This is a genomic window from Flavobacterium sp. HSC-61S13, assembly GCF_024171535.1.
Taxonomy (GTDB): domain Bacteria; phylum Bacteroidota; class Bacteroidia; order Flavobacteriales; family Flavobacteriaceae; genus Flavobacterium.
In genome coordinates, this window is sequence record NZ_JALJZV010000008.1 from 119,675 (window position 1) to 136,758 (window position 17,084).

Here is a 17,084-nt window from a genome sequence, read left to right on the forward strand (position 1 = left end):
ATTTTTTTTCGAATATAGGGCCTGTTTTATTATTATTTATAACTTCTTACTATGGGTTGTACATATTCAAAAACCAAGGGTTCTTTGACTAGTTGCGGTTCATTGCTAGAACCTGTCCAACCCCAAGCAGAGATAAATTGATAATCCGTGTCGTTTCTCATAGCTTCACCATCGGCAGTTTGGTATTCCTCTCTAAAGTGAGCACCACAAGATTCGTTTCGCGTCAGTGCGTCGTAGCACATGAGTTCACCGATTTCGAGATAATCAGCAACACGACCGGCTTTTTCTAATTCGTTATTCATTGCGCCAACTTCTCCAGGTATATGAACGTTTTGATAGAATTCGTTGCGCAATTGTTTAATTTGTTCTATTGCTGATTTTAGCCCAGTTTCATTTCGAGATAGTCCGCAGTAATCATACAGTATTTTGCCAAGTGCCTTGTGATAGTAGTCCACGGTTTTGTCTCCTCTACAACGAATAAAATGATCCAGTTGTTTTGAAATGGCATCTTCTGCTTCTTGAAAAGCAGGGTGATCCGTCGAGATCTTGCCGGTGTGAATTTCTGATGATAGATAATTGGCCATGGTATATGGAGCGATAAAATAGCCGTCTACACAAGCTTGTAGCAGTGAATTGGCTCCAAGGCGATTGGCACCGTGATCGGCGAAATTGGCTTCACCTAAGGCGAATAAACCGGGAATCGTAGTCATTAATTCATAATCTACCCAAAGGCCTCCCATCGAAAAATGTGCCGCAGGTGAAATCATCATCGGCTCTTTATACGCGTCTATTCCGGTGATTTTTCGATACATATCGAATAAATTCCCGTATTTTTCTTTTATTTTATTGACTCCTTGTTCTTTTATCGCTTTGGAAAAATCGAGATAAACCGCATTTTTTAAGGCACCTATTCCAAATCCTGCATCTATGCGTTCTTTAGCGGCTCTTGAAGAGATATCTCTCGGAGCTAGATTTCCAAAAGCGGGATACCTTCGTTCCAAATAATAATCGCGATCTTCTTCTGGTATTGCATTGGCGAGTCGATCTTCATGTTCTTTAAGTGGTACCCATATACGTCCGTCGTTTCTGAGTGATTCCGACATCAATGTCAGTTTTGATTGATAATCGCCAGATTGTGGTAGGGAAGTCGGGTGGATTTGCGTCCAGCTCGGGCTCGCCATTAAGGCGCCTTTTTTGTGAGCTCTCCAAATAGCAGAGCCGTTGCATCCCATGGCTAGAGTAGAGAGGTAGTAAATTTTCCCAAAACCTCCTGTAGCCAAAACAACAGCATGTGCACTGTGGCGTTCAATTTTTCCGGTATCCAAATCACGTACGATGACACCGCGTGCTTTACCGTCAATAATAACAAGGTCTAGCATTTCATGGCGGGTATGTAAGGCTACGGTTTTTTTGTTGACCTGACGCATTAATGCTTGATAAGCTCCTAATAGCAGTTGTTGTCCCGTTTGTCCACGCGAGTAAAAGGTTCTACTAACTTGAACACCACCAAAGGATCGATTGTTTAAATAGCCACCGTATTCGCGTCCAAAAGGTACTCCTTGGGCTACGGCTTGATCTATTAGATGGAGTGAACATTCCGCCATGCGATATACATTGGCTTCCCGCGATCTAAAATCACCTCCTTTTAGCGTATCAACAAACATACGATAAACGCTATCTCCATCGTTTTTATAGTTTTTTGCGGCATTTACCCCGCCTTGTGCTGCCACAGAGTGTGCTCGCCGCGCACTGTCTTGAAAACAAAACGATTTTACTTGATAACCCATTTCTCCTAAAGAGGCAGCGATGGAACTGCCGGCTAGTCCAGTACCAATAACAATAACATCAAGTTTCTTTCGATTGGCCGGATTGACCAGTTTTGCGTTTTTTTTATAATTTGACCACTTGTCTTCTAAAGGTCCGGTGGGAATTTTGGCATCTAAGATCATAAGCTTGTGTTTTAAATACAACTTTCTTGAAAAGTCTGTTTTATGATTGATTAAAAAAGATATAAATGGGAATGATGGCAAATCCGAGACTGATTGTCAACGAATAGATAATTCCGAAATAGCGTATCCCTTTTACGTATTTTGGATGGAATACACCGAGTGTTCTAATAGCGCTAAAAAAGCCATGTAACAGATGGTATCCCAATGCAATCATGGATAAAACATAAATGACTACATACCACCATTCCCGATATAGTTCGACAACGAGCTGATAGAGATCTCGGTTGCCATTAGCATCTAGTGGAAGACTTCCAAACTTGTATTCATACCAGAAATTTTTAAAGTGAATGATTAAAAAAATCAAGATTATGGTACCGAGTATTCCCATATTACGACTGTACCATTTGCTCGATCTACCACGCTGATCGGATTGGTAACTTCCGCCAGCTTTTTTATTTTTTAAGGTAATAATTAAAGCATACACCGCATGTGCGATGATAGAAGCATAAAGACCATATGAAACTACTTTAATCAATGGGTTGCCGGATAAAAAATGGGAGTAGGCATTAAATTGCAAATGTGCTTGTTCTGCAGGCAAGAATAATTGGAGGTTTCCCAAAAGGTGAATCACCAAAAAGAAACAAAGAAATAAACCTGTAAAGCAAAGAATGATTTTTCTAGTAAGGGTCTGCATAGAATCTATTTTAGATAATTAATAATGACGATAACTTTTATTTATAGGCAGCAAAGCGCATTAATAGGCTGTGGTGCGTTTTTATAAACGGCTTTGTACTTGTAATACTAATAAGTTGTTGTTATATAATGTGGTATTGGGAATATTGTTGTTATACATATCGATCTGCATTCCCAATTGTATTCTCGCACCATAATCTTTTAAAAACTCCAAGCCCAGCATCGGCAATATGGTGTGTCGTGGATTGGAATGTAATTTATGGTCAATATCTAGATATTCATATCTACAAGAGAATTCTACTGCACTAAGTTTTTTGTATTTAATCTCATAGCGCAAATTGGGGAGTACGTAAATTCCTTGCAACTGATATTCACTCAAAGGGTTAATACGTTCGATCTCCGGAATGGCAAAATAGGCGTTGTGATTGATTGCTTGCTTAGCTATAAACTGCGTTTCCAAAATCAGTCGTTCCGTCAGTTTATAGTCGGCAGTGATGTCAATACCATAAGCATATACTTGTTGTTTATTAACTTCACCGATACCGCCATTAAGACCAAGGTTGATGTTGTATTTATCAAACAAACCTAAGACAACACGCGATGAATAGTGTTTTCCGTTATCGCTATCCATGATTTGATTTCTACCATTTCCGTTCATCACGGAAAGAGCATAAGAAACGGGCAGACCTTCTAAGTCGAAATTTCCTGTCATTGAAATTCCCGTTTGAAAACTAGTCCATCCCAATTTTCCTAATTCATAATATTGATTTGTAAAATCCAAGGAGCGAATAATATCGACAGGATAGGTTTCCTCAATACCAAACCAAGGCCGAAATTGACCTAATGTAAAACTGACAGCTTTGCTAAAACTATACTTGATATAAGCATTCTCTAATACTTTGTTTTTTGGATCCGATTTAAAATCCGCCAAATTAACCAAGGCAACAACTTCAGTACGATCACCAATCGTCGCTTTTACCTGTACCCGCATTCTTTTTACCTCAAATGAATTGCGGGTAACTTCACCCTCTGAGTGATGCAATCCGTTGAGGTCAACACCTTCTGAGAGGCCTGTAGAATATCTGGCTTGGAAAAGTCCCTTAAATTGAAACTGAGGATATTTTTTATCGGCGGAGAAAGTTGCAATAGAATCGGTGTCACTTTGAGCAAAAAGAGCAACAGGAATTAAAAAGCATAACAATGTTTTTGTAAAGGTTTTAGCGCTAAATCCCATAATTTCACTTTTTAATAAATAATTCAGTAATTGAATTAAGAAATTTCATATAATCATATCATTAAAGTTAATTTATTTTTAGTTAAAATTCATGCAAATGGGAGATTTGTAACTAATTTATTTTTGTTGTTAACAATGTTGTTTATTGTTTGTTTTTTAAATTAATTTAGATCTTATTTGTTTTTTAATAGTTAATTTTTTAATTTAAAATAGGGTAAGCTAATAAAAAAATGAAGTTGTTGCTTATAAAAATGTTTTAATAGAGCTACTGCTTTGAAAGAAAAGGGAATTAAATCAGTTTGGGGTCTGAAAATTCCGTTTAAAACCTAGATAAAAGCGGGATTAACATTTTGGGAGAATGTTTGAGAATATAAAAATAAAATAAAAGAAAAACTTTAACTTTATTTTGTTTTTATTTCACATAAAATTAGTGTTATTGCAACATCAAATAAGGGGTCTATATAGGGGTCTATTGTGTTAATAATCAATTTAATGCTAAATATTTATTAAAAACATTTATTAAGATTAAATTTGTTGGGTTTTTACAGAAATACCGTGTTGGTTTATGTAAAATAACTACAAAAAAATAAAAATTTAATTCCCGAGGAATATGAGAAAACAATATATATCAATTAAAAATTTTAGAACCATTTTATATTTATCTTTTTTGATAGGTAGCACAACTGCTTTTTCGTACGGTGATGATGTACAAATATTAAGTGACCAAATTCCAAGTTCGTTCGGTGTTCCTAGACCTATAATGTTAAATGGTCAAGGTTCTTTTTCTATAGACTTAAGTGTACAAAAATTAACTTTAGATCAAATTTCTAGCTCGTTTAATTCGTGGTTGGGTTTAGATAGCGATCACAGTTTTATTGAAGTCAGTAAAACAACTGATGCCTTAAAATTCACACATACTCATTTTCAACACCTTTATAAAGGTATTCCTATAGAAGGTGAACTTATTTTAGTTCATACAAAAGCAAACGTAGTTGAAAGTATTAACGGACAATTTACCGCTTTACAAGACGTCAGTGTAACCCAAGCGATGGGGAATGAACGTGCTTTAGAAATTGCTAAAGCTACTTTAAAAGTTCAAGAATCCTATGGTGATTATCCGATAACTACAACTTTTGTAAAGTTTGAATCACCTAGAGGTATAGTAGAAACACGATTTGTTAAGAAAGTAAGGGTTGATTCTTTCGAACCTTTAGTGATGGCAAATGTGTACGTAGATGTCGCTACCGGAGAAGTGGTTAAAACCGTTAATTTGATCCATGATGCCGATGTCAATGCAACAGCGATGACTTATTATAAAGGTACACAAAACATTATAGTAGACAGCACTGCAACGGGATATAGACTGCGAGATAATGGACGCAAGATTGAGACTTATAACGCTGAATTAGCATCATATAGCCCGAGAACACTGTTGCGTAATGCCACTGATTATACCAGTGTGACGACAAGTTTTAGTAATAATCCAGCTTTGGATGCTCACTGGGGTATGGAAATGACTTATGATTATTATAAAAATGTATTTAATAGAACCAGTTATGATAATAAAGGTGGAATTATAAAAAATTATTATGATGCTGTAATTTTTGAAACAATAATGCCTCAAGCCGGGTATCCAAATAATGCAGGAGCTTTCCCTGATCCATATAATGTTATGGTGTATGGTCGTGGCGATAATGTGACGATGGGGCCCGTTGTTGGTTTGGATGTTGCAGGGCATGAGTTCACTCATATTGTAATTGATCATAACGGTGCTGGAGGTTTGGATTATCTCGGAGAATCGGGAGCTTTAAACGAATCTTTTGCAGATATTTTCGGAACAGCAATTGAATTTTACGTCAATTTAAATCCCAATTGGGTTGTTGGAGAAGATGTGATGCTCAACAACGGATCGGGACTTAGAGATATGTCTGATCCAAAGAGAGCAAATAATCCCAATACCTATAAAGGACAATATTGGATCAATACGGCTTCAAATTTTGATAATGGCGGTGTTCATATAAACAGTGGTGTACAAAATTTTTGGTTCTACCTGCTTTCTGAAGGAGGAAGTGGCTCAAATGATTTAAATAATAATTATAACGTAAACGGTATTGGAATTGAAAAAGCCGAAAAAATAGCCTACAGAAATTTAACAACCTATTTAACCAGTTCAGCTACCTTTTTAGATGCTTACAACGGTTCACTTCTAGCGGCGAAAGATTTGTATGGGGAAAAATCTAATGAGTATGAAGCGGTTTTAGAAGCTTGGTATGCTGTAGGTATTGGTGAGAAACTAAGTACTGACAGTCATGCTATTCAAGATAAATTAAAAGTTTATCCAAATCCAGCAAAAGGTACTGTTTTTGTCAATGCAGATTTCGACGGACTATCGACTTTAGAAGTCTATGATTTGTTGGGAAAACGAGTTATAAAACCAATAACATTAAATAAAGGCGAGAATTCAGTTAATATTCAATCGCTTTCAAATGGGGTGTACTTTTTAAAATTTAATATTAATGGTCAATCTCATTCTGAAAAATTAATGATCAACAATTAGTTAGTTAGAAAAAATTATAAGAAACTAGTTTATAATTTTTAAACAGCAAAATCATTTATGGTTTTGCTGTTTTTTTTGCTTAGAAATGAGGTGAATATAAATGTAAAAGCGAAATTTATCAACGTTTTCGTGGATTAGGTACGACAAATAATACCAGAAGGGCTAGAATGTTTACATAGGGAATAAGAAACAAGATACAATAGTACCAACTCCATTGTATGGCGTTTAATCTCTTGACGCTTTGTACTATTGCTAAATAGAAAAACGGAAAAATAAGTACCGCTAATGCTGTACTCGAATAGTTAGTTGGGATGGCTATAAATGGACTTAAAAAAAGCAAAATAAAAACAATCGAAAATATCCGCTTAAAATAGGAAAAACGACCTATTTTGCCGTCAAAAGAAAATAATTCCTTTCTTAAAGAGTATTTGTCATCAAATAAAGGATTTTCTTGTTTGGATCTCTTGCTCGATTGCGAATATTGTACGTTTTCTAAGGTAATTTTACTGGTATAGTAGCGTCTGGAAACTTGATTAAAAGCGATGAGGTTGATTTCAATAAAAGGATTGGACTGATTGATTTTTATCTTTTTTATACCCTGTGCAGCTACAAATCCAAATGGTCGAAGTTCGATAGAATCAGCGTATAAAGTATTCCAAGTAATCATCACAACATCTCCAGGCCTAAAGTATATTTTGTCCACAAAAAAATACTCAATGATCGGTTGTATATAAGATTGTTCTTGTTGATAAGCTTGATTATGGGATTGTTGTTGGTTATATCTATTATTATATTGATTGTCGTACTGGCTTCTTTTTTCAATTTTATATAAGACTTGGTAGGCTTCATTGATTTCGGAGAATAAAACATTAAATTTCTCTTCGCCGTTATTGCGATCAGGATGATACAACAGGGAAAGCTTTCGATAGGCATTTTTGATTTCCGCAGCAGTAGCTGTTCGAGGGACTCCTAATATTTTGTAATAATCCTTCATTATTTGTTTTTAATAATCAATAAATTCACAGCAAATCTCCAAAAGGCTAAAATAGTGATAGTGTAAGGATTGACCGTTTTTAATTGAATAATATTTTTGGAAAATCGGTCAAAAAACCGGTGATCGGATTTAATTAAATGTTAGGGTATGCATAGTATTTGGGTGATTTTCCAAACAACATTTTAAATGTTTTACTAAAGGTAGGTAGGCTGTTATATCCAACGCTATAAGCAACTTCAGTTATATTGTCGTGCCCATCAGTTAACAATTCCATGGCTTTGATCATACGGATCAGTTGTAGGTAAGCGGTGGGTGTTAATCCGAGTTCTTCTTGGAAATTTCGTTCTAAGGTTCGTATTGAAAAGCCGTGTTGAATAGCTAAATCCTTGAAATTTATCGATTGAGCCATGTGATCAAATAAATGCTGCACAACTTCTGTTAGTTTAACTTGTTGTGATAGGGGAATTGAAAGCGGAACTGTTGTTGGAATCATATCTGGTAAACTCAACAACATACCCTGTAAGAAAGCTGTTTCTACAGGGTCTGCAGTTGTAAGGCACGAATATCTTTCAGTAAACAAAATCATCTCCTTTAACAACTGCGAAGCAGGAAACAGTTGCAGCTCCTTGTAAAAATCCCGCGGATCATTTACTTCAAAAAAAATAGTTCTTAAAAACACTTTTTCTTTAGGCGATCTGCTGTGATGACTGCAATTTGAGGGAATCCAAGCACAGTGATTCTGTGGTAATAGATAACTTCGATTCGGAGTATATAAATATTGAAAACCACGTTCTACATAAATGAGTTGTCCCTTTGTATGTTGATGCGCTTCTGTGCCAAACGTCCAGTTAGCATCGTGCCAGACCAAAGCATTTTTGGAGGATTTGTCAACAGTAATATGGCAGAAGTCAGGATTGGATTGCAAGGGTCTCGTTTTTTATAATAGTTTAATTAAATTTTCAAGGGCAATTTCGTTTCTGTAGCAGGATATATTCCACTTATTAGAGCTGCTATTACCGCTATAAAAGTACTTTAATCCAAATCGACTTCTTGTTCTTCCCAACGGAAATAATTTTCTAAAAAGTCCCATGCTTCTTGCAAATTTACTTTTTGATCCACCCCAACTAAGGCACAATTATTTTGTATATAAACTCCAATCCATTGTTCGCGATATTCGTCGAAGTCTATATAGGTAAATACCGCTTGAGTACCGACTAATTTTAATTCTGGAAAATCATCGTGTAAAATAAATTCTATCAGTGAGAAAGTTTTATTACAATATACCCAGATTCGGTCGTCCTGTAGACTGCCATTTTTGACAGGTATTTCTGCTAGTAAGAAATCGGGTTGTTCGAAATTATGATGATTGGTATTGATCATGAGTTTTCTTTTTTGATGAATGAATGGATATCTCAAATATACTGCAATTGTCTTTAATTGCCCTAAAAGGATCGCTTAATAAATTCAGGGGTTTTGTATATAACGTTTAAAAGTTCTTTTTTCTTATTTTCTCTGTAATTCTTTTAAAGAAAATCATTCCATTTTTAGAAAGACATCGATTTATATTGTCGTTTAAGGATAATAATTTGACGTGATTGTGATGTTGATTTCAAAATATAATATGGAAATTTGTAAAAGGGAATTGTAGAAGTATCAACCATCCCTAAGTAATTAAAAAAAACTCATGAAGAAATTATTTAAAATCGCGATAACTGCTTTGGTTATCTTTCATTTTACTACGAGTATGGGACAGGTTAAAAAACAAATTTTGGTTTTATTTCACTCCGAACACGGTACTACTTATAAGTTAGCACAGGCGGTAGCAGAAGGAATTAATAAAAATCTGCAAGCCGTTGCGGTCCTTAAGAGGATCGAAACACCGACAAATAAAAAATTATATACAGACATTCCAATTGCTACAGTAGAGGATTTAACCTTGTATGATGGTATTGCTTTTGGTTCAGCAGTACATTTCGGGAATATGAGTGGAGCCATGCGAACATTCCTCGATCAAACCATTGATATTTGGACGGGTAGAAAGTTGGAGGGTATACCTGCAACCGTTTTTATGGGAGCGGGTAGTGGAGCAGGGAGAGAAGCTGCGATATTGTCGTTTTGGAGCACATTGGCAGTGCATGGAATGGTATTAATACCTACGGGAATTATGGGCGTGGATACGATGGATAAAAATACCGCTCAAGGTAATACGGTTTTTGGAACCACCAGTTTGGCTTCGATGCCTGGAGGAGACAGACCAACTTCAAGCGAACTTAATTTTGCCCGTTTGCAAGGAGAAGCATTGGCTAGAGTTGCTGTTGCTTTAGCGACGGAATCTCCCAAAAAACAGGAAAACGCTAAGGCTGCTGTGGTCGATCGTAAACGCGTAGAGCGCAATCTTCAAGACTTAAAAATCACTTTGCCTGCAACCCCAGCTCCTGCAGGAAGTTATGTTCCTTATGTTCGAACAGGTAATTTAGTATATATCAATCAAGTTGCTTTAAAAGACGGGAAAATCTTATATCCGGGTATTATAGGAAAGGATCTTACAGAAGACGAAGCTAAAGAGGCGACCAGACAAACCATGTTAAATGTAATCGCTGTTTTAAAAGACGCCACTCAGGGAGACCTAGATCGGGTAAAGCAATGTGTTCAATTGACTGGTTTTTTTAATACAGCTGCCGGTTATTCACAACACGCTACTCTAATGAATAGCGCTTCAGATTTAGTTATTGGTGTTTTTGGCGAACGCGGTAAACATACGCGTGCTACAGTTGGAGCATCATCAATTCCTGTAAACTCATCCGTGGAAATACAGGCGGTGTTTGAAATAGAATAACAACCGTGAATACTTATAAAATAAAAACGGAACTCGATTAGAGTTCCGTTTTTATTTATAAAGAAAAGATGTTGATTAAAAACCAATCAATTTGCTGTTGTAAATAGAATCCTTTTGCTGTGGAGTCCAATCTCTTTTATAGTCCAATAGAGCGGATTCCCAATCCCCATAATTTACATTGGGTAAAACAATAAATTTTCTTCCGAATTCCCTAGCGTTATTTCGTACTGCTTCAGAGCGTTGCTCTTCTGTTTTTTTATCAAACGCATTGGAAAAATCCGATAGATTATCACCCAATAACATCACGATTTCATGGGTCTCGCTTACTTTTAATCTGCGGGTTTCCTTACTCGAATCCGACTGACGAACAATCACGTGTTGTTCGTCTGCCATTGGGTAATTGTATTTTTTTAAGTTGGCAATTGTACCCGCTTTATCATTTTGATTTCTATTGGTGATATAGAAAATAGTCACCCCTTTTGAAGCGGCATAATTAAAAAAATCTTGACTTCCCAGTAACGGTTTTGCATTTCCTTTAGAGGTCCATTCCAACCAACTGGCTTCATCAAAAACCTGCCCTCGTTTAGCCATTTCTACAGCATAAGGTGAATTGTCTAAAAACGTTTCATCAATGTCAGTTACTATCGCTATGGGTTTTGCGTGTTTCTGCTGTAAAACCACATCTAAATGGATTGTAGCAACATTAAAGGCTTGCTGACATAAAGCTTGGTATTCCGCTGCGCGTTGATGAAAAACGGCAGAATACACTTTTCCATTTAATTCTATATCATTGACGATACGGGGATTTGAGTTAGTGGTAGACTTGACTTGAGCTACTTGACAACTGCTAAATAAGGCTAGAGATAGGGCAGCTACATAAATCTTTGTTTGAAACATGACTGAAAATTTAATATAATAATAAGCTACAAATTTAAGGTTTTAAAATATGAAATCCCCTTATTACACGATGCCTGTCTTTTGTTTTATGAAAAAAATAAGATTTTAAATCCAGGCATTTCTAGATCGATTGAATTCAAAAAAAGAATTCACAGATCTAACTATACCATGCCTAGTCTCTTCTTTCGAGCTAAAAAATGGGCTTAAATATCGAGTTTGCCTACGAGTACTTTTAAAATAACTTCAGATAATTTAGCCTGATATTGTGCATTGTTGTTGCGAACTACGGCATTGACATAATTTAATTGAGCCGTTCTAAATTCAAGTGTCGAGATCGTTCCGATCTCGAATTTATCCAGAGTGATTTCTAAGTTTTGTTTGGCTATTTCTTCGTTTTTACCCTCGAGATTCACTAATTCTAAGTTGGTGGAATAAGTCTGAAACGCCATCATCAATTCTGATTCGATATACTGACGCTGACGTTCAATCAAAATTTGGGCGTTGTCAATTTCAAATCGTGCGATTTTCTCTTTTTGAGATTGACGTTGACCATCAAATAAATTAAGTCTTGCGGTAAATCCATAATTCCAACCACGCCCAGAGGATTTGCTGACAAACCCAAGGCTAGATTCGGATTCAGAGAACGTATAACCCGAGTTTAACAATAAGGTGGGATACCGATCTGCACGCAGCTGTTTGTATTGCAATTGAGCAATATCTGCATTGATAATAGCCAATTGTAAATCTGGATTTTGAGCATCTAATTGCAAGAGCAAATCAACGAGTTTCAAATCCCAATTGATAGCCACATTAGATTCAACGATAAAATCAAGTTTAAAAGTATCTCTTGAAATCACGCGATTTAAACGAACCTTAGTATTGTAATAATATTCTTTTTGACGGGTTAATGTGGTGATATCCGTATTCAAGTCAACCTTAGCATTAAGTACTTCCAATTTAGAAGCTTTTCCAATTTGATAGCGGTTTTCAGCTATTTCCAAACGCTGTTTGGAAATTACTACAGCGGTATCTAATGCCGTGAAAAGCTTTTGTTGTTGAACTAAATCATAGTAGACGGTGTACACTTCGTTAACCTTTTCCAATATTTTTATTTGCAATAACTTCTGACCTTGTACTTGTGTTTGTTTGAGCTCATCGTATTTGGCAAACATTTTAAAACCGTCAAAAAGTGTCCAGTTTAAAGCGGCGCCATAATTCAGAGAATTGTTTTTCGAATTGTTTAATTCTCTTGAGGAACCGTCCGACTGTGTTTGGGTAGTATTTGTGAAATTATCATTGCTGTTGGCAACCAATGCCAAGCTGGGTAGCATACCTGCATTGCCTCTATAGACGTTTGCTTCATTGATTTTTAAATTGTTGGCGGCTAATTGGATATCAAAATTATTTTCGAGAGTTTGACTTAAAGCCTCTTCCAGAGTTAATAGTGCAGGAGGTGCCTGAGCAAATCCCATTTGAATCCCCAGCAGAAATAAAGTTATAGTGGATAGTAAATATTTCATTGTCTAATAATTATCAAATTCAGGACGGTGTTTTTTAGCACGGGACCACATCAAGTAGATCGCAGGGATTACAAACAAAGTTAATGCTAAAGAAAAGATGGTACCTCCAACGATTACAACTCCCATACCAACTCTACTTTGTGAAGCTGCACCGAGTGATAATGCAATCGGAAGCGCTCCAAATGCAATGGCAAAACTGGTCATTAAAATCGGACGTAAACGAGAAACTGAGGCTTCAATAATAGCTTGGTGTTTTTCTATGCCACGTTCGCGTAATTGATTGGCAAATTCCACGATGAGTATACCGTTTTTCGTCACCAAACCGATCAACATAATCGTTCCGATCTGACTAAAAATATTCCAAGTTTGATCAAATAACCACAGTGAAAATAAAGCTCCTGCTACAGCCATAGGTACGGTTAATATAATGATGAATGGATCTAAGAAACTTTCAAATTGAGCGGCTAAAATCAAATATATCAGCAATAGTGCTAAGGCAAAGGCAAAGGCCGTATTGGAATTACTTTCGGCAAAATCTCTAGATTCTCCTGATAAATCTGTTGTAAAACTATCGTCCAACACCTTAGCTTTAACCCGATCCATAGCTTCTATACCATCACTGATACTTTTTCCAGATGCTAAACCAGCAGAGACTGTTGCCGACATATAGCGGTTGTTGTGATAGAGCTGTGGTGGACTGCTGCGTTCTTCCAAGGTAACTAAGTTGTCGAGTTGAATCAATTGACCACTATTGTTTTTTACATAAGTCGATACCAAGTCTAAAGGTTTGCTACGATCTAAATCTTTAAATTGTCCGATGATTTGGTATTGTTTTCCATTCATCATAAAATAACCGAATCGTTGTCCTGATAGAGACGATTGTAGGGTTTCGGCAATATCTCGAATGGATACACCCAAAGACTGTGCTTTTTCGCGATCGATATTGACGTAGATTTCAGGTTTGTTAAATTTTAGATTGACATCTACTACGGAGAAAGTAGGGTCCTGGCTTACTTCATTCATGAATTCAGGAATTTTTTCTTCCAGTTTTTCAAAATTCGGAGCCTGTATAATATATTGTATTGGCAAACCACCGCGTCTGTTAACGGATATAGTTGGTTGTTGATTAATCAGCACTTTAGCCTCTGGATAAGCTTTGGTATACTGATTTAATTGCTTAGCGATCTCATCTTGTGAACGTTCTCGTTCCCCCGGTTCAACAAGAGCCAAACGAATACGTCCAGAATTCACAGAAGATGATCCGAATCCGGGTGAAGAAATGACAAGCGCTACTTTTTTCTCAGGGATGGAATCGTTGATCAAATGAGACAATTCTTGCATCAATCGATCCGTGTATTCGTAAGTAGATCCCTCCGGTGTTGTTATTCCTATAGATACCATACTGCGGTCGTCATAGGGTGCAGTTTCCTTTTGAATGGTAGAATAAAAAACACCAATCAATACAAAACATAAAATAAGTATGGGAAAACTGATCCACTTCCATTTCATGAATGAAGATAGAGCATTGTGGTATGTTAGGTTTAATTGAACAAAGAAAGGTTCAGTGAAATTGTAAAACTTCGATTTTTTGCTGACGTCTTTTTTCATCAAGTAGGCGTTGAGCATTGGAGTTAGCGTTAGAGATACAAACGCTGAGATTAAAACAGCTGACGCGATTACTACACCAAATTCTCGAAATAATCGACCTACAAAGCCTTCTAAGAAAATAACCGGTAAAAAAACCGCAGCTAAGGTTACCGATATCGAAATAACAGCAAAAAAGATTTCATTGGATCCCTTAATTGCCGCTTCAATCGGGCTCATGCCTTCTTCGACTTTTTTATAGATGTTTTCAGTGACGACAATACCATCATCAACGACCAATCCGGTAGCTAATACAATAGCTAAAAGGGTTAATACATTGATCGAAAAACCACACAGAAACATGATGAAAAAAGTAGCTATTAACGATATTGGAATATCAATAAGCGGACGAAAAGCTATTCCCCAATCTCTAAAAAAGAAGTAGATAATTAAAACGACTAGGGTAATGGAGATCAATATGGTTTCAGCCACTTCAGTAACAGAATTCTTGATAAACAAAGTGTTGTCCATCGCGATGTTCAGTGATATATCTGCGGGCAATTCTTTCTTCAGTTGTTCCAATTCTTTGTAAAAGGCATCGGAAATTTCTATGTAGTTAGTCCCGGGTTGTGGTATTATGGCCATTCCCACCATGGGTTTTCCAGCATCGGTCATTTGAGTTTCCGTATTTTCGGGCCCCAATTCGGCATATCCAACGTCGGAAAGTTTAACTACTTTCCCAGAATCCGAACGAATGATAATATTGTTGAATTCTTCGGGAGTCGATAGATTTCCTTTGGTTTTTACTGTTAGTTCCGTGTTGTCACCAACTAATTTACCAGTTGGTAGTTCAATGTTTTGTCCACCCAACGCGGATCTGACATCCAAAATAGTTACTCCATAAGAAGCGAGTTTTTCTGGATTGATCCACAATCGCATTGCATATTTTTTCTGCCCCCAGATCTGTACACTACTAACTCCCGATATGGTCTGTATCCGTTGGGCAATTACATTTTCGGCATAGTCACTGAGTTCTAGAGCATCTCTTGTTTGGCTTTGAATCGTCATCGTGATGATGGGTTCTCCATCTGAATCTGCTTTGGAAACTACTGGTGGGGCATCGATGTCTTGAGGAAGGCTACGCATGGCTTGAGAAACCTTATCCCGCACATCATTGGCCGCTTCTTCTAAATTCTTTTCTAAGTTAAACTCAATGGTGATATTACTAGATCCTTGCGTGCTTGAAGAGGTGATGTTACGAATACCATCAATGCTGTTGATTGCTTTTTCCAGTGGCTCTGTAATCTGTGATTCAATGATATCTGGATTTGCTCCAGCATAGTTGGTTCGTACGGATACTTGAGCTGCATCGATCGAAGGGAATTCTCGAACACCGAGAAAGTGGTACCCAATCAGACCAAAAAGCAATAAAATAATATTCATTACAATGGTCAGGACCGGTCGCTTGATACTTAAGGTTGATATACTCAAAATATTATTTTTTTGGAGTTAAAACAATGTTTACCACAGTGTCGTCTTTTAAAGACATCACACCAGAGGTCAGTAAAGTATCTCCAACCTGGATGCCATCTAATATTAGTATATCGTCTTTTGTTCGTGTTCCTGTGGTTACAAAAACACTTTTAGCTTTACCGTTTTTTGCTAGAAATACCTTTTTACCATTTTGTATTGGAATAACAGCCTCAGTAGGCACTAGTAAAGCTTTTTCAATGACATCTAAGATCAATTCTATATTGGCGAAAGAACCGGGAATTAATTCAGCATGGGAATTATCTGCTAAGGCTCTTACCTGAAGCGTTCGATTGGTCACTTCAATTTGAGTTTCAATGGCATAAATCTCTGCGGTATACGATTTGCTATTTCCAGATACCGTAAAGGTGATTTTACCACCTTTTTTTACCTGAGTAGCGTATTTCTCCGGTACAGCAAAGGTTATTTTAACTTGTTGACTGTTAACCAACTTAGCTATCGGGGTCGCTGGTGTAATATAGGTACCTGGCGATATGTAGCGCAGCCCAATTTTTCCGGAAAAAGGCGCTTTAATGGTTGTTTTTTGAATCTGAGCTACAACGAGTTGCACTTGGGCTTGAGCTGATCGCAGTTCGGCATAGGCCACATCATATTCTTCTTTACTAATAGCTTCTTTGGCAATTAGCAATTTTGCTCTACGTTCGTTTTCCGAGGTTAGAGACACTTTTGTTTTGGCTTGCAATAACTGCGCTTGCAATTCTGCATCGTTAACCTTAAGTAAGGTTTGACCAGCGGCAACATTGCTTCCCTCTTGAAAAAATATTTTTTCAGCTACACCAGACACTTCGCTTTTCAAATCGACTTGTTCATTGGGTTCAATGGATCCAGAAAGTTGAATAGAATTATTGAAGTCTGAATTGCTAACAATCATACCTTTGACTTGTAGAGGTGCACCAAAGCTCGTATTGGACCCTTTTTCTTGTTTCTTATTGTTTTGGATTAAACGGTATCCAATCATTCCTCCAACAGTAAATAGGAGTAAGGCGAGAATTACAACTCGTTTCATATAGTGTTTTTTATAGAAATGTAAATGCTAAAAGCGTTTTCCAAAAATAGGGTTATTTTGTATAATAAAGAAGGGTTAACGCTCTTAAAAATGAATTTTCATTTCGTTATTAGTTGATTGTTATGTCGTTATTGTTAAGTAAATACAAAAGAAATAATTATTGGGTATTTTCAAAAAGACGGTATTAAACTTGCTGTTTTATTTTTGTTAATTAAATTATCTTACCTTGTTAAATAGTGCTATTATAGCGCGTTAATTTAGAT

Annotated in this window: 12 protein-coding genes; 2 read left to right on the plus strand and 10 right to left on the minus strand. The window is 36.6% G+C overall.

From position 1 onward, the window contains the following. Nucleotides 1-32 precede the first annotated feature (32 nt). The 3 genes from L1275_RS09860 to L1275_RS09870 all read right to left on the minus strand — a co-directional run bounded on the left by L1275_RS09860 (nucleotide 33) and on the right by L1275_RS09870 (nucleotide 3,876). Nucleotides 33-1,949, minus strand: a complete 1,917-nt coding sequence (locus tag L1275_RS09860) for a fumarate reductase/succinate dehydrogenase flavoprotein subunit (protein ID WP_253472284.1) — start codon at nucleotides 1,947-1,949, stop codon at nucleotides 33-35. A gap of 40 nt (nucleotides 1,950-1,989) precedes the next feature. After that, nucleotides 1,990-2,643, minus strand: a complete 654-nt coding sequence (locus tag L1275_RS09865; RefSeq protein ID WP_253472286.1) for a succinate dehydrogenase cytochrome b subunit — start codon at nucleotides 2,641-2,643, stop codon at nucleotides 1,990-1,992. A gap of 81 nt (nucleotides 2,644-2,724) precedes the next feature. Continuing rightward, nucleotides 2,725-3,876, minus strand: a complete 1,152-nt coding sequence (locus L1275_RS09870) for a porin (RefSeq protein WP_253472288.1) — start codon at nucleotides 3,874-3,876, stop codon at nucleotides 2,725-2,727. 610 nt (nucleotides 3,877-4,486) lie between these two features. Between L1275_RS09870 and L1275_RS09875 the strand changes: the two genes are divergently transcribed. Continuing rightward, the gene (locus L1275_RS09875) at nucleotides 4,487-6,433 is read left to right on the plus strand and encodes a M4 family metallopeptidase (RefSeq protein ID WP_253472290.1); all 1,947 of its coding nucleotides are present in this window, start codon (nucleotides 4,487-4,489) and stop codon (nucleotides 6,431-6,433) included. A gap of 118 nt (nucleotides 6,434-6,551) precedes the next feature. On the opposite strand, the gene L1275_RS16540 is transcribed toward L1275_RS09875, so the two are convergent. The 3 genes from L1275_RS16540 to L1275_RS09890 all read right to left on the minus strand — a co-directional run bounded on the left by L1275_RS16540 (nucleotide 6,552) and on the right by L1275_RS09890 (nucleotide 8,807). Continuing rightward, nucleotides 6,552-7,427, minus strand: coding sequence for a DnaJ domain-containing protein (locus L1275_RS16540; RefSeq protein WP_305882334.1), 876 nt, complete (start codon nucleotides 7,425-7,427; stop codon nucleotides 6,552-6,554). A 133-nt stretch (nucleotides 7,428-7,560) separates the two neighbouring features. Continuing rightward, nucleotides 7,561-8,352: an AraC family transcriptional regulator gene (locus L1275_RS09885; protein ID WP_253472292.1), complete on the minus strand. Its 792-nt coding sequence runs from the start codon at nucleotides 8,350-8,352 to the stop codon at nucleotides 7,561-7,563. Between the two features lie 107 nt (nucleotides 8,353-8,459). After that, complete coding sequence (locus L1275_RS09890; RefSeq protein ID WP_253472294.1) at nucleotides 8,460-8,807, minus strand: hypothetical protein; 348 nt, start codon at nucleotides 8,805-8,807, stop codon at nucleotides 8,460-8,462. Between the two features lie 304 nt (nucleotides 8,808-9,111). Between L1275_RS09890 and L1275_RS09895 the strand changes: the two genes are divergently transcribed. After that, nucleotides 9,112-10,263, plus strand: a complete 1,152-nt coding sequence (locus L1275_RS09895) for an Atu1372/SO_1960 family protein (RefSeq protein WP_253472296.1) — start codon at nucleotides 9,112-9,114, stop codon at nucleotides 10,261-10,263. Between the two features lie 75 nt (nucleotides 10,264-10,338). Here the strand turns inward: L1275_RS09895 and L1275_RS09900 are convergent, their stop codons facing one another. The 4 genes from L1275_RS09900 to L1275_RS09915 form a co-directional block, all read right to left on the minus strand. Then, nucleotides 10,339-11,160, minus strand: a complete 822-nt coding sequence (locus L1275_RS09900; protein WP_253472298.1) for a 5'-nucleotidase, lipoprotein e(P4) family — start codon at nucleotides 11,158-11,160, stop codon at nucleotides 10,339-10,341. Between the two features lie 203 nt (nucleotides 11,161-11,363). After that, nucleotides 11,364-12,680, minus strand: coding sequence for a TolC family protein (locus tag L1275_RS09905; RefSeq protein WP_253472300.1), 1,317 nt, complete (start codon nucleotides 12,678-12,680; stop codon nucleotides 11,364-11,366). Between the two features lie 3 nt (nucleotides 12,681-12,683). Beyond that, entirely contained in the window at nucleotides 12,684-15,755 is a 3,072-nt protein-coding gene (locus L1275_RS09910) for an efflux RND transporter permease subunit (RefSeq protein ID WP_253472302.1), read from the minus strand. A gap of 4 nt (nucleotides 15,756-15,759) precedes the next feature. Further along, nucleotides 15,760-16,821: an efflux RND transporter periplasmic adaptor subunit gene (locus L1275_RS09915; RefSeq protein WP_253472304.1), complete on the minus strand. Its 1,062-nt coding sequence runs from the start codon at nucleotides 16,819-16,821 to the stop codon at nucleotides 15,760-15,762. Nucleotides 16,822-17,084 lie beyond the last annotated feature (263 nt).